This is a genomic window from Janthinobacterium sp. OK676, assembly GCF_900103595.1.
In the GTDB taxonomy this organism is placed as follows: Bacteria; Pseudomonadota; Gammaproteobacteria; order Burkholderiales; family Burkholderiaceae_D; genus Janthinobacterium.
The window spans coordinates 149,849-163,928 of sequence record NZ_FNHA01000005.1 but is presented as its reverse complement, the minus strand read 5'-3'; the positions used below and the strand labels follow the sequence as shown (position 1 = coordinate 163,928).

The window sequence follows — 14,080 nt, the reverse complement described above, 5'->3', positions numbered from 1 at the left end:
CCCGTGCCGAAAACGGGCAACAAGACAGGGGCGGTGCGCAATGATTCCCCTCGTCAAATCTTATTGCTAATTGGAATCTTTGTCGACAAATCGGCACTTTTATTTGGTAAGTCGTGGTTATCTTGTCGTGTTCGCCAGCGTAAATTATCAATAAAGCCAGTTATCATTGCGCTAATATCCGCCCTGCTGCATACTTTTGGCTTGCGTCACGATAGCCTTCCCGCCGGCCATTCCCCGTCTCCATGCGTCTTCTGTCGATCAAATACCGCCTGCTCATTCTTCTCACCCTGATCCTGGGCGCGGGCTTCATGGCCACCAGCCTGGCCAGTTACCTGGCTTCGCGCAAAGCCATCGAGCACGGCATCGCCGACCAGACCCTGCCCCTGACGGGCGACAATATTTACTCGGAAATCCAGAAGGACATGCTGCGCCCCGTGTTCATCTCGTCGCTGATGGCGCATGACACCTTCGTGCGCGACTGGATACTGGCGGGCGAAAACAAGCCGGAACAGATCGTGCGCTACCTGGCCGAGGTGAAGAAGAAGTACGGCGCCATCACCAGCTTTCTCGTCTCGGACAAGAGCAGCAAATATTATTACGCGGAAGGCACCTTGAAATCCGTCAGCCCGCAGGAAACGCGCGACATCTGGTACTACCGCGTGCGGGCCATGGACAAGACCGACTATGAAACAAATGTCGACGTGGACATGGCCAACCGCGACAGCATGACCATCTTCATCAACCACCGCGTCTATGACTACGACGGCCAGTTCATCGGCGCCACCGGCATTGGCCTGACCCTGGCCACCATGAACCACATCATCGACCGCTACCAGGCGCGCTTCCACCGCAACATCTATTTTGTCGATGCCGCCGGCACCCTGGTGTTGACGGGCAAGACCATGCGCAACGGGCACGGCAATATCCGCAGCCTGTCCGGCGTGAACGCCATTGCCGATAAAATCATCAACCACGAGAGCCAGCCAACGCATCTGTCGTACCAGCTGGGCAGCGCGCAAATCCTCGTCAACTCGCGCTTCATTCCCGAACTGGGCTGGTACCTGGTGGTCGAGCAGAACGTCAGCGACGAAGTGCAGTCGCTGCAGCGCGTGTTCATCTTCAACCTGGCCATCAGCTTTGGCGTGACCGTGCTGGTCCTGGGCTTGACCCTGCTGACGGTAAACCGCTACCAGCGCCGCATCGAGCGCATCGCCTCGACGGATGCGCTGACGGGGCTATTGAACCGCCAATCGCTGGAATTGCTGTTCCAGCGCGCCATGCTCCTGTCCAGACGCAACGAGCAACCGATGTCGGCCATCCTGTTCGACATCGACTTCTTCAAGCGCGTCAACGATACGCACGGCCACCTGTGGGGAGACAAGGTCATCCGTGGCGTGGCCGACGTGGCGCGCGCCACCGTGCGCGAAAGCGACGTCATCACGCGCTGGGGCGGCGAGGAATATCTGGTACTGCTGAATAACTGCAGCCTGGCCCAAGCGATGGAAGTCGCGGAAAACCTGCGCGCCGCCATCGAAGGCCACGATTTCGGCCTGCCCGCGCCGCGCGTACCGGTGACGATCAGCCTGGGTGTGGCCGAATACCGGCCAGAGGAAAGCGAATCGGCCTTCTTTTCGCGCGCCGACAGCGCGCTGTATCAAGCCAAGCATCACGGCCGCAACGGCGTGCACGCCGCCTGAGTCACCCGCCGCGCTTGCGCCGGGCCAGCTCCTGCGTGGGCGCCACCAGCGCACGGTACAACTCGCCCGTGGCGGCATCCCATTGCTGCACCGCCTGCTGCTGGCGTTGCACGGTGGCCGAGTCGCCTCGTGCGATGGGGCCGGAGAGCGCGGGCGCGGCGCCCAGGCGGAATACATTGGCCACCGCTTCCGTCACCAGGGGCTGGGCCAGTTCGCGCGCCACCGGCTCGGGAATGCCGGCCGCCTGGTAGGCGCGCAGGGCCGCGTCGAGCACCGTCACCAGGTAATTGCTGGCGAAGACGGCGGCGGCGTGATACAGGGTCTTGGCGGCCGGATCGATGGGCACGGGGCGCGCGCCGATGGCAATCAAGGCCGGCGTCAAAAAGGCCAGCGCCAGCGGATCGCCTTCCACGCCGCAAAACGTGCCGTCGAAGGTGGCGGCCACTTGTGCGGGGTCGGCAAAGCTGCGGATCGGGTGCGCGCTGGCGACAAAGGCGCCCGCCTGCGTGGCGGCCAGCAGCACGTTCGAGGCCAGCGCGCCGCTGCAGTGAAACACGATGGCGCCCGCCTGGCGCCCTTCGGCCACCAGGGCCGCGCAGGCCGGGCCGATCTGGTCGTCCGAGACGGCCAGCATGGTGACGTCGGCGTGGCGCAAGGCCGCATAGCTGTCGACGGGCGTGCCGGCGCCGATGAAAGCGACGGCCGCTTGCGCGGACGTCATCGACCGTGTCAGCACATCCTGCACCAGGATTTTTCCACCATGCGCCCCCTCGGTTTGCGCAAACAGCCTGCCCAGCACGCGGCCCACGTGGCCGGCACCGATGATATTGAGTGTGACGTTCATGATGATTTTCTAAAAGCTCGATCCCGGCTGGCGCAAAAATTCCAGCTCTTGCGGCGTGGAAGTGCGGCCGAGGATGGCGTTGCGGTGCGGAAAGCGGCCAAAGCGGGCGATCACTTCCTGGTGGCGCTCGGCGTAGTCGAGCATGCCGTCAAAGCCGGGCTGCGCCTGCGACAGCAGCTGGAACAGCTCGACGGCGCGCGCCTGCATGGCCAGGTCTTCCGCGTGTTCGAACGGCAGGTAGGCAAAAGCGCGCAGCATCGGTGGCAGCTGGCGGTCCTGCCCCGCTTGCGTCAAGGCGACGGCCAGCGCCAGCGCCTGAGCGTCGCCGGCAAAGGCGCGCGGCGTGCCCCGATAGACATTGCGCGTAAACTGGTCGAGCACGATGAGGCGCGCCAGCGCGCCGTGCGGCGCCGCATCCCATGCGCGCAAGCCGCCATCGATGGCGGCATCGATCAGCACGCCGAAACGCGCGCGTATCTGCGCGTCGAAAGCGTCATCCTTGCGGAACCATTCCATGCGCGACTGGCCATGGCCAGGGTGATCCGGCGGCAAAAACCAGAAGTCGAGTACCGCTTGCGCCTGTGCATCCATGTCCATCCTCTCGGCATCCGTATCAATTGCGGGCATGCGACAGCTGGAAGCCGGCGATGCCTTCGAAGGCGGCCAGTTCGGCCGACATGGCCGACAGGCTGGCGCCCGTGTTCTTGCCATGCGCGATGGCGACAAAGCGCCATTCCTGCATGCCGTCGTTGCTGCCGATGGTCAGCGAGCCGCCGGCGATGTCGTAGCCGCGCTTGGCAGCCATGCGCCGCAGCGCATCTTCGCGCGGAATAAAGCCCTGCTTGAAGCGCATGGTGATGGCCACCGCGTGGCGCGACGGCAGCCAGTTCTCCAATTTTGACAGAAAAATCATCGCCATCGCGCACAGGAAAGCCAGGCCCATGGCCGACAGATAAAAGCCGATGCCGACCATGATGCCGATCACGGACGAGGCCCAGATCGAGGCGGCCGTCGTCAGGCCGCTGATATTGAAACCCTCGCGCATGATGACGCCGGCGCCGAGAAAACCCACGCCCGTGACGATGCCCTGGATCACGCGCGTGGGGTCGCTGCCGACGATGGCGCCATGGCCGCCGTACCAGAATTCCGGGTAACCGCCCAGCACCGTCAGCGCGGCCGAGGCCATGCAGACGAGGCTGTAGGTGCGCATGCCCGCCGCACGCCCGTGATACGAACGCTCGTAACCCACCAGCAAGCCCAGCAAGAGCGCGCCCAGCAGGTTCAGCAGGATCACGCCATTCGTCGCCAGCTCGGCCGGCGACCAGTAGGCGCGCAGGAAGTCGATGGTCGGCATCTAGGGCTTTTTCGTCAGCTGCTTTTCAAACGCCACATCGAGCTTGCTGACGCGGCGCGCCTTTTGCGGTCCCAGGCTATTCACGAAGGCGACAAAGGCATCGAGTTCCAGCGGCGGGCACAGAGGCGGCAAGCCGGGGCCTTCGGTCAGGAAAAACAGTTCGTCACCCGTGCGCGCCATCGTGTAAAGGCGGTTGCCGGTGCGTTCCTTGAGCCGCTCGATGGCGGACGTGGCGCGGGTCGAGCGCATCAGATGGCTCCCGTGCGCTGTTCCAGCCACGCCAGCGCATCGCCGGACAACAGCGGCGCGAGGCGCGCGCGCACGGTGGCGTGATAGTCGTTGAGCCAGGCCGCCTCGTCGTCGCGCAACAGCGAGCGTTCCACGCAGCGCGTGTCGATCGGGCACAGGGTCAGGGTCTCGAAGCGCAGGAATTCGCCGAACTGCGTCGTTTCCGCAGGAACGTTGAGTACCAGGTTCTCGATGCGGATGCCCCACTGGCCGGGACGATAAATGCCCGGTTCGATGGAGGTGATCATGCCCGGCTCCATGGCCGTCTGCGGCTCCGGCATGGCGGACTGGGAAATCGATTGCGGTCCTTCATGGACGTTGAGGAAAAAGCCCACGCCGTGGCCCGTGCCGTGGCCAAAGTCAAGGCCTTCGGCCCACAGCGGCGCGCGGGCGATGGAGTCCAGCATGGGCGACTTCACGCCGCGCGGGAACTGCGCGCGCGACAGGGCCATCATGCTGCGCAAGACGAGGGTGAAATCGCGCTTGTGCCCGGCCGTGATCGTGCCGACGGGAACGACGCGCGTGATGTCCGTCGTGCCGCCCCAATACTGGCCGCCCGAGTCGATCAGCAGCAAGCCATCGCCTTCGATGGTCGCCGCCGTATCCGCGTGCGCGTGGTAATGCATGATGGCGCCATGCGCATTGAAGCCGGCGATGGTGCCGAAACTGGGGCTGACAAAACCGGCGCGGCGGGCGCGCGCGGCCGTCAGGTGTTCGTCGACGCCGATTTCCGTCAGCGGCGCGCGCTGCGGGTCGGCCAGGGTGGCATCCAGCCAGCTGAAAAACTCGCACAGGGCGGCGCCGTCCTGTTCCATGGCGGCGCGCACGTGCGCCGCTTCGCTGTCCGTCTTGCGCGACTTGGCAAGCGTGGTGGGATTGATGGCTTCCACCACGCGCACGCCGTCGGCCACGGCCTGGCGCGTGCCAAAGGTGATGCGGCGCGGGTCCAGCAGCAAGCTGGCATCGGCCGGCAAGGCGGCCAGCGCGGCCGCCGTGCGGTCGTATGCGGCCACGTCCACGCCCTCGCTTTCCAGGGTGGCGCGCAGGGCGGAGGCTACCTTGCCGTCGGCGACGAACAGGGTGGTGCGCTCCGGTCCTACCAGCGCATGGGCGAGGAAAACGGGGTTGTAATTGACGTCGGCGCCGCGCAGGTTGAACAGGTAGGCGATATCGTCGAGCGTGGAAATGACGTGGTGGCTGGCGCCGTGCGCCGCCATGCCGACGCGCAGGGCCGCCAGCTTCTGCGTGCGCGACAGCGATGGATACGCGGCCGCATGTTCAACCACGGGCGCGGCCGGCATGGCCGGGCGATCGGGCCACACGGCTTGCAGCACGTCGGTGTCCGTGCGCAGGTTCACTTGCGCGCCCAGCGCCTGCTGCAGCAATCGCGCATTGGCCAGGCCCAGCACGGCGCCATCGACGGCTACCGTCTGCCCGGGGCGCATGGTCTCGCCCAGCCAGTCGATATACAGCACGCTGGCGCCGGACGGGATTTTTTTCAGGACGATGCCGCTGCCGGCCAGTTCGTCTTCCGCCTGCTCCCAGTAGCGGCCATCGGTCCACACGCCGGCAACATCCTGCGTGACGACCAGGGTGCCGACGGAACCCGTAAAGCCCGACAGCCATTCGCGGCCCTGCCAGCGGGCCGGCAGGTACTCGGACAAATGCGGGTCGGCCGATGGCACGATCAGCGCATCGATCTGCTGCGCGCGCATGGCGGCGCGCAGTTGCGATAAACGGGAGGCGGGGTGACTCTGAACGGATGTCTGCATGGCGGCGAAAAAGTGCGGTGCTGGGAAGTACCTATGATACCGCGATTAGCCGGGCACTTGCAGAGCGTTCTGGCAGCGCAGCCTCATTCGCCGTCATCGGCCTCGTAGCGGCGCAAGCCTTCCAGGTCCAGCACGCGGATGCCGCCGTAATCGAGGCGCAACAAACCCTTTTTTTCCAGCACCTGCAAGGCCTGGTTGGCGCGCTGGCGCGAGGAACCGGACAGCAGGCCGATTTCTTCCTGCGACAGCTGCACCAGGGTGTCCACGCTCGGGTACAGGTGCGAGTGGAACATCGAGGCCAGGCAGCGCGCCACGCGCGTGTTCAGGTCGAGCAGGCGTTCGTTTTCCATCATGCCGATGAACTGGCCCAGGCGCTCGTTGAGCTGCATCAGCAGGAAGCGCGTGAATGGCAGGCTCGTTTCCAGCAGCCAGTGGAAGGTGGCGGCGGGCAGGCGCGCCACGCGCGTATCGCGCACGGCGATGGTGTCGTATTTGCGTATCTCGCGCTTGAGCAGCGACCCTTCGCCAAACCAGCTGCCCGGTGACAAGCCCGTAAACGTCATGGCCTTGCCGGAAGCGGAAAAATTATTCATCTTGACCATGCCGCTGATGACGCCAATCCAGTAGTCCACCGGCTCGCCCTTGCGGCAGACAAAGCCGCCTTTCGGCACGAAAGTCTCGAACACATCGGCCTCGACCCGGGCCATTTGCACGGGGTCGAGCAGTTGCGCCCAGTGGGCCGCGCGCACGGCATCCTTGAGGGTGATATCAGGGTAGGTCATTGTGCGATGCACCATCGAAAAGTGGGTAAATGTCCCCGAAAAGACAACTTGGCAAACTAACGCAAGCTACTATCATTGCACAAACGCCTTACACATAAAAAACACGGAGCGCCATCCAACGAGGTGGGGCCTGAGACAAGCAACAGGGAGACACTGGTGCAAACGAATACCACAGCAGCAATGCCGACTTTTCCGCGGCGCTTATTGCAACACGGGACAGTACGATCCGACAAGCCCGCCTTTCGTGAAAAACACCTGGGCATCTGGCAAACCTGGACCTGGTCCCAGGTCAACGACGAGGTGCGCGCGCTGGCCTGCGGCCTGGCCGCCATCGGCTTCCAGCGCGGCATGAATCTGGCCATCATCGGCGACAACCGTCCCCGCCTGTACTGGGCCATGCTGGCCGCGCAAAGCCTGGGCGGCGTGCCCGTGCCGCTGTACCAGGATGCGCCGGCCGCCGACATGGCCTACGTGCTGCAGGACGCGGAAGTCCATTACGCCATCGTCGAAGACCAGGAGCAGGTCGACAAGCTGCTCGAACTCAAGGCCCTCTATCCGCACATCGCCCACATCGCCTACGACGATGAACGGGGCATGCGGCACTACCGCCAGCCGGAGCTGATTTCCTTCGCCGGCCTGCAGGCGCTGGGCCGCACCTACGACCGCGAGCATCCGGGCTTTTTCGACGCTGCCGTGGAACAGGGCAAGGCCCAGGATTCCGCCGTCATGCTGTACACCTCGGGGACCACGGGCAAACCGAAGGGCGTGTGCCAGAGCCACGCGGCGCTGCTGGCGGCCGGCGAAGGCGGCGTCGCCTTCGACAAGCTCACCGACAATGAAGACATCCTGTCCTACCTGCCCATGGCGTGGGTCGGCGACTGCCTGTTCTCGCTGGCGCAAGCCATGGTGGCAGGTTTCACCGTCAACTGCCCCGAATCGGGCGACACGGTGATGATCGACATGCGCGAAATCGGCCCCACCTGCTACTTCGCGCCGCCGCGCGTGTTCGAGAACATGCTCACCAGCGTGATGATACGCATGGAAGACGCGAGCAGCATCAAGCGCCACATGTTCAGCCATTTCATGGACGTGGCCAAGCGCTGCGGCGCGCAGATCCTCGACGGCAAGCCCGTCTCGCTGGCGGACCGCATCAGCTACAAGCTGGGCGAACTGCTCGTCTACGGCCCGCTGAAAAACGTGCTGGGACTGTCGCGCGTGCGCGTCGCCTACACGGCCGGCGCCGCCATCGGCCCCGACCTGTTCCGCTTCTACCGCTCCATCGGCGTCAACCTCAAGCAGCTGTACGGCTCGACCGAAACCTGCGCCTATGTGTGTCTGCAACCGGACGGCAATATCAAGTTCGACAGCGTGGGATTGCCGGCGCCGGGCGTGGAAGTCAAGCTGGCGGCCAATGGCGAAGTGCTGGTCAGGTCGCCCGCCACCATGAGCGGCTACTTCAAGCGCCCCGACGCCACGGCCGAAGTGATCGACGACCACGGCTACTTCCATACGGGCGACGCGGGCGTGTTCGACAGCGAAGGCCATCTGAAGATCATCGACCGCGCGGCCGACGTGGGCAAGATGAATTGCGGTGCCATGTTCGCCCCCAACTACATTGAAAACAAGCTCAAGTTCTTCCCCTTCATCAAGGAAGTGGTGGCCTTCGGCCATGCGCGCGACCATGTGTGCGCCTTCATTAACATCGACATCGAAGCGGTGGGCAACTGGTCAGAGCGGCGCGGCATCGCCTACTCCGGCTACACGGACCTGGCGGCGCGCGCCGAGACCTATGGCCTGATCCGCGACTGCATCGAGCAAGTCAACGCGGAACTGGCGGCCGATCCGCTGATGGACCGCACGCAGGTGCACCGCTTCCTCGTGCTGCACAAGGAACTCGATCCGGACGACGACGAGCTGACGCGCACGCGCAAGGTGCGCCGCAAATTCATCGCCGAAAAATACGCGGTGCTGATCTCCGCCCTGTATGAAGGCAAGGCAACGCAATACATCGAGACCCAGGTGAAATTCGAGGATGGCCGCACCGGTTCGACCAGCGCCGACCTGCAGATCTGGGACAGCAAAACGTACCGGCCCCAGGGCCTGGCCGCATGATGGAGCACAGCACGATGCAAATGAACGAACCCGACGCCCATTTCGGCACGGCCCGCAAGACGGGCCCCGTGATCCTCGACCTGAAGAACATCTCGCTGTCGTTCGGCGGCGTGAAAGCGCTGACCGACATCTCGTTCGACGTGAAGCAGCATGAAATCCGCGCCATCATCGGCCCGAACGGCGCGGGCAAAAGCTCGATGCTCAACGTGATCAATGGCGTGTACCGCCCGCAGCAGGGCGAAATCATCTACCGGGGCGAGCACCGGCGCGGCATGGATTGCTATGCGGCGGCCAAGTCCGGCATCGCCCGCACCTTCCAGAACATCGCCCTGTTCAAGGGCATGACGGTGTTAGATAACATCATGACGGGGCGTAACCTCAAGATGAAGTCGAATTTCCTGCTGCAAGCCCTGTACTGGGGGCCGGCGCGGCGCGAGGAAATCGAACACCGCAAGAAGGCAGAAGAGATCATCGACTTCCTGGAAATCCAGGCCATCCGCAAGACGCCCGTGGGACGTTTGCCCTACGGCCTGCAAAAGCGGGTGGAACTGGGCCGCGCGCTGGTGGCAGAACCGGAAATCCTGCTGCTGGATGAACCGATGGCCGGCATGAACGTGGAAGAAAAGCAGGACATGTGCCGCTTCATCCTCGACGTCAACGACCAGCTGGGCACGACCATCGTGCTGATCGAGCACGACATGGGCGTGGTGATGGATATCTCGGACCGCGTGGTGGTGCTCGATTACGGCAAGAAGATCGGCGACGGCACGCCAGACGAGGTGCGCAGCAACCAGGATGTCATCAACGCCTATCTCGGCGTGGCGCACTAGACGAGGAATAGCAATGAATATCAATTTTTTCTTTGAAGTGCTGATCGGCGGCCTGCTGTCGGGCGTCATGTACGCGCTGGTGGCGATCGGCTTCGTGCTGATCTACAAGGCGTCGGGCGTGTTCAACTTCGCGCAGGGAGCGATGGTGTTTTTCGCCGCCCTCACCTGCGTCGGCATCATGGACAAGTTCGGCCTGTCGCTGTGGCTGGCCATCCCGCTGACGATGCTCACGATGATCGTGCTCGGCATGGCCATCGAAAGGGTCGTGCTGCGGCCCCTCGTCAACCAGCCCGAAATCACGCTGTTCATGGCCACCATCGGCCTGACCTTCTTCATCGAAGGCCTGGCGCAGCTGATGTGGGGTTCGCAGGTGCACAAGCTGGACCTGCCCATCGAAGACGTGCCGATGCAGTTTTTGATGGACCGCTTCGACATCAACATCTCGCAGTTCGACCTGATGGCGGCCGGCATCTGCGCCTTGCTGGTGATCTGCCTGGCCCTGCTGTTCTCGAAAACCAAGGTGGGCCGCGCCCTGCGCGCCGTCGCCGACGACCACCAGGCGGCGCTGGCCGTGGGCATTCCGCTGCAGCGCATCTGGGCCGTCGTGTGGGGCGTGGCGGGCCTAGTCGCGATGGTGGCCGGCTTGCTGTGGGGCGCGCGCAATGGGGTGCAGTTCGCCCTCACCTTCATCGCCCTGAAAGCGCTGCCCGTGCTGATCCTTGGCGGCTTTACGTCGGTACCGGGCGCTATCGTCGGCGGCCTGATCATCGGCGCGTCGGAAAAACTGGCGGAGGTCTACCTCGGCCCCATGGTGGGTGGCGGCATCGAAGGCTGGTTCCCGTATGTGCTGGCCCTGCTGTTCCTGCTGGTGCGCCCGGAAGGCCTGTTCGGCGAGAAGATCATCCGGCGAATATAAGGCCCAAAGCGCATCGTAGGTCGGATTAGCCGAAGGCGTAATCCGACAAACACCCCAACAGCCAGTAAAGGACACGCCATGATTTACCGTGAAGCAGGACAATTCAAGACCAGCTACCAGGCTGACAACCAGATTTTCCCGATCCGGCAAGACCGCCTGGCGCTGACGGCCACGCTGCTCGTTGCCGTCTTGCTCCTGCCGTATGTCGCCTCGCCCTACATGCTGTCGGCGATCCTGATCCCCTTCCTGATCTTCGCGCTGGCGGCGCTGGGCCTGAACATCCTGACCGGTTACGCGGGCCAGCTGTCGCTGGGCACGGCCGCCTTCATGGCCGTGGGCGCCTTTGCCTCGTATAACTTCATGGCCCGCCTGCCTGGCTTGCCGCTGCTCGTGTCCTTCATCCTCGGCGGCCTGTGCGCGGCCATGGTGGGCATCGCCTTCGGCCTGCCCTCCTTGCGCATCCGCGGCTTTTACCTGGCCGCCTCCACCCTGGCGACGCAGTTCTTCGTCGTCTGGTGCCTGACCAAGATTCCGTATCTGACCAACTACAGCTCCTCGGGCGTGATCACGGTGCAGAAGATGACCATCCTCGGCTACCAGTTCGACACGCCGCAAAGCAAATACCTGCTGGTGCTGGCCATCGTCGCCGGCATGGCGCTGCTGGCCAAGAACATGATCCGCTCCAACGTGGGGCGCTCGTGGATGGCCGTGCGCGACATGGACATGGCGGCCGAAGTGATCGGCTTCAGGCTGATGCGCACCAAGCTGCTGGCGTTTGCCGTCAGCTCCTTCTATTGCGGCGTGGCCGGCGCCCTGTATGCATATGCCTACCTGGGCACGGTGGAGCCGGAAGCGTACAACCTGGACCTGTCCTTCCGCATCCTGTTCATGATCATCATCGGCGGCGTCGGTTCGATTCTCGGCTCCTTCCTCGGCGCGGCCTTCATCGTGCTGCTGCCCGTCTTCCTGAACACCATCGCGCATGGCCTGGCATTGCCGACCAGCGTGGCTTCGAACCTGGAACTAATGGTGTTCGGCGCGCTGATCATCTTCTTCCTGATCGTCGAGCCGCACGGCCTGGCCAGGCTGTGGCAGATCGCGAAGGAAAAGCTGAGACTCTGGCCCTTCCCCCACTAAGTTTTTGCAGTCGATGTCGGTTCACTTGAATACCAAATAAAACAAGAGGAGACACACAATGAAACACATCAAATCGCTCATGCTGGCCGCCGCCATCGCCAGTGCCGCACTCACCTTGGCCGGCAGCGCGCAAGCGCAGGACAAGGAACAATACATCGCCCTGCCGTCCTACCGCGTGGGTCCGTACGCGGCCGGCGGCTCCGGTTTCTACGGCGGCATCATCGACTACTTCAACCTGGTCAACCAGGCCGGCGGCGTCAATGGCGTGAAAATCAGCTGGGAAGAATGCGAAACCGAATACAACCCGTCGCGCGGCGTGGAATGCTATGAACGCCTGAAAACCAAGCAGGGCGGCGCCACCCTGGTCGAAACCCTGTCCACGGGCGTCGCCTACGGCATCCTCGACCGCGTGGCGCAAGACAAGATCCCCATGACCATGATCGGCTACGGCCGCTCGGACGCCGCCAACGGCAAGGTCTTCCCGTATGTGTATCCGCTGATCTCCAGCTACTGGAGCCAGGCCGCCGCCATGATCAAGTACCTGGGCGACAAGGATGGCGGCATGGACAAGCTGAAAGGCAAAAAAATCGTCCACCTGTACCACGATTCGGCCTTCGGCAAGGAGCCGCTGCCCGTACTCGAAGCGCTGTCGAAACAGTACGGCTTTGAACTGATCAAGATCCCCGTCGCGCCGCCAGGCAGCGAACAGCAGTCGCAATGGCTGCAGATCCGCCAGGCCAAGCCGGACCACGTGATCCTGTGGGGCTGGGGCGTCATGAACTCCGTTGCCATCAAGACGGCGCAGCGCAATGGCTTCCCGCGCGACAAGATGCTGGGCGTCTGGTGGGCCGGTTCCGAGGAAGACACCATTCCATCGGGCGACGCGGCCAAGGGCTACACGGCGATGACGTTCAACACGCCAGGCAACTACCCCGTGCTCGACGACATCCGCAAGAAGCTCTACGCGGCCGGCAAGGGCAACCTGTCCGACCAGTCGCGCATCGGCTCCGTCTACCACATGCGCGGCGTGACGGCCGGCATCCTATGGGTGGAAGCGATCCGCGTGGCGCAGGAAAAATTCGGCAAGGGCAAACCGATCACGGGCGAGCAGATGCGCTGGGGCCTGGAAAACCTGAACGTCGACGATGCGCGCCAGAAGGCCGTCGGCGCGCTGGGCATGTTCCCGACCGTGAAAACCAGCTGCGACGACCATGAAGGCTCGGGCGCCGTGAAGGTACAGCAGTGGGATGGCAAGAAATGGACCGCCATCACGCCGAAGTGGATCGTCGGCGACAAGGCTCTGGTGCGCAAGCTGGTCGAGGAATCGTCGGGCAAGTACGCCGAAGAGAAAAAGATCACGCCGGCGTGCATGAAGTAAGCGGCTTTCGGGGTGGTGTCGGATTACGGCCTGCGGCCTAATCCGACCTACGCCGCATCCACGTAGGTCGGATTAGCGTAGCGTAATCCGACAAGCACCAACACACATGAAAACGAAGCAGCCATGACACCCACTGCCACGCAAACACCGGACACCGCGCCGCCCTACCTGTCGGTCAACAACATCGAAGTCATCTACGACCACGTGATCCTGGTCTTGAAAGGCGTGTCGCTGCAAGTCCCGCAGGGCAAGATCGTGGCCCTGCTGGGCGCCAACGGCGCCGGCAAGTCGACCACCCTGAAAACCATCTCGACCCTGCTGCGCGGCGAACGCGGCGACGTCACCAAGGGCGAAGTCCAGTTCAAGGGCGAGCGCGTGGATCAATTGACGCCGAATGAACTGGTCAAGCGGGGCCTGTCGCAAGTGATGGAAGGGCGCCACTGCTTCGGCCACCTGACCATCGAGGAAAACCTCTTGACGGGTGCCTATACGCGCAGCCTGTCGCGCGGCGAATTGAAGGACGCGCTGGACAAGGTCTACCACTACTTCCCGCGCCTGAAAACGCGGCGCAGCAGCCAGGCCGGCTACACCTCGGGCGGCGAACAGCAGATGTGCGCCATCGGCCGCGCGCTGATGGCCAAGCCGTCGATGATTTTACTGGACGAGCCCTCGATGGGCATCGCGCCGCAGATCGTCGAAGAGATCTTCGGCATCGTCAAGGATTTGAACCACAAGGAAAACGTCTCTTTCCTGCTGGCCGAGCAGAACACCAACGTGGCGCTGCGCTACGCCGACTTCGGCTACATCCTGGAAAACGGCAGAGTCGTGATGGAAGGGCAAGCCCAGGAACTGGCCAGCAACGAAGACGTCAAGGAGTTTTACCTGGGCGTGTCGGGCGCCGGACGCAAGAGCTTCCGCGACATGAAGTTCTACCGCCGCCGCAAGCGCTGGCTGGCTTGACGACAGAGGC

At 63.5% G+C, this 14,080-nt stretch carries 13 protein-coding genes; 7 read left to right on the top strand and 6 right to left on the bottom strand.

Translation table 11 applies throughout. The features are described from left to right. Positions 1-242: 242 nt before the first annotated feature. Positions 243-1,697 carry a sensor domain-containing diguanylate cyclase gene (locus tag BLU39_RS12195; RefSeq protein ID WP_092713285.1) on the top strand — a complete coding sequence of 485 codons (1,455 nt, stop codon included), beginning with the start codon at positions 243-245 and terminating at the stop codon, positions 1,695-1,697. 1 nt (position 1,698) lies between these two features. Here the strand turns inward: BLU39_RS12195 and BLU39_RS12190 are convergent, their stop codons facing one another. The 6 genes from BLU39_RS12190 to BLU39_RS12165 all read right to left on the bottom strand — a co-directional run bounded on the left by BLU39_RS12190 (position 1,699) and on the right by BLU39_RS12165 (position 6,737). Continuing rightward, complete coding sequence (locus BLU39_RS12190) at positions 1,699-2,541, bottom strand: Rossmann-like and DUF2520 domain-containing protein (protein ID WP_092713283.1); 843 nt, start codon at positions 2,539-2,541, stop codon at positions 1,699-1,701. A 9-nt stretch (positions 2,542-2,550) separates the two neighbouring features. Then, positions 2,551-3,168, bottom strand: coding sequence for a DUF924 family protein (locus BLU39_RS12185; RefSeq protein WP_254788959.1), 618 nt, complete (start codon positions 3,166-3,168; stop codon positions 2,551-2,553). After that, a complete protein-coding gene (locus BLU39_RS12180; RefSeq protein WP_092713279.1) occupies positions 3,155-3,895 on the bottom strand; it encodes an MgtC/SapB family protein in 741 nt (246 codons plus the stop codon). The genes BLU39_RS12185 and BLU39_RS12180 overlap by 14 nt, the downstream gene beginning before the upstream one ends. Further along, complete coding sequence (locus BLU39_RS12175) at positions 3,896-4,144, bottom strand: hypothetical protein (RefSeq protein WP_092713277.1); 249 nt, start codon at positions 4,142-4,144, stop codon at positions 3,896-3,898. It lies immediately after the preceding gene. Next, a complete protein-coding gene (locus BLU39_RS12170) occupies positions 4,144-5,955 on the bottom strand; it encodes an aminopeptidase P family protein (protein ID WP_092713275.1) in 1,812 nt (603 codons plus the stop codon). The genes BLU39_RS12175 and BLU39_RS12170 overlap by 1 nt, the downstream gene beginning before the upstream one ends. An 83-nt stretch (positions 5,956-6,038) precedes the next feature. After that, positions 6,039-6,737, bottom strand: coding sequence for a Crp/Fnr family transcriptional regulator (locus tag BLU39_RS12165; RefSeq protein WP_092713273.1), 699 nt, complete (start codon positions 6,735-6,737; stop codon positions 6,039-6,041). A gap of 180 nt (positions 6,738-6,917) precedes the next feature. Between BLU39_RS12165 and BLU39_RS12160 the strand changes: the two genes are divergently transcribed. The 6 genes from BLU39_RS12160 (at position 6,918) to BLU39_RS12135 (ending at position 14,070) form a co-directional block, all read left to right on the top strand. Next, a complete protein-coding gene (locus tag BLU39_RS12160) occupies positions 6,918-8,849 on the top strand; it encodes an AMP-binding protein (RefSeq protein WP_092713271.1) in 1,932 nt (643 codons plus the stop codon). A 14-nt stretch (positions 8,850-8,863) separates the two neighbouring features. Next, the gene (locus BLU39_RS12155) at positions 8,864-9,679 is read left to right on the top strand and encodes an ABC transporter ATP-binding protein (RefSeq protein ID WP_029496076.1); all 816 of its coding nucleotides are present in this window, start codon (positions 8,864-8,866) and stop codon (positions 9,677-9,679) included. Between the two features lie 19 nt (positions 9,680-9,698). After that, positions 9,699-10,595 carry a branched-chain amino acid ABC transporter permease gene (locus BLU39_RS12150; protein ID WP_198521486.1) on the top strand — a complete coding sequence of 299 codons (897 nt, stop codon included), beginning with the start codon at positions 9,699-9,701 and terminating at the stop codon, positions 10,593-10,595. Between the two features lie 78 nt (positions 10,596-10,673). Beyond that, positions 10,674-11,732 carry a branched-chain amino acid ABC transporter permease gene (locus tag BLU39_RS12145; RefSeq protein WP_092713269.1) on the top strand — a complete coding sequence of 353 codons (1,059 nt, stop codon included), beginning with the start codon at positions 10,674-10,676 and terminating at the stop codon, positions 11,730-11,732. Between the two features lie 58 nt (positions 11,733-11,790). Beyond that, the gene (locus tag BLU39_RS12140) at positions 11,791-13,110 is read left to right on the top strand and encodes an ABC transporter substrate-binding protein (RefSeq protein ID WP_092713267.1); all 1,320 of its coding nucleotides are present in this window, start codon (positions 11,791-11,793) and stop codon (positions 13,108-13,110) included. 123 nt (positions 13,111-13,233) lie between these two features. Next, the gene (locus tag BLU39_RS12135) at positions 13,234-14,070 is read left to right on the top strand and encodes an ABC transporter ATP-binding protein (protein ID WP_092713265.1); all 837 of its coding nucleotides are present in this window, start codon (positions 13,234-13,236) and stop codon (positions 14,068-14,070) included. Positions 14,071-14,080: the final 10 nt, after the last annotated feature.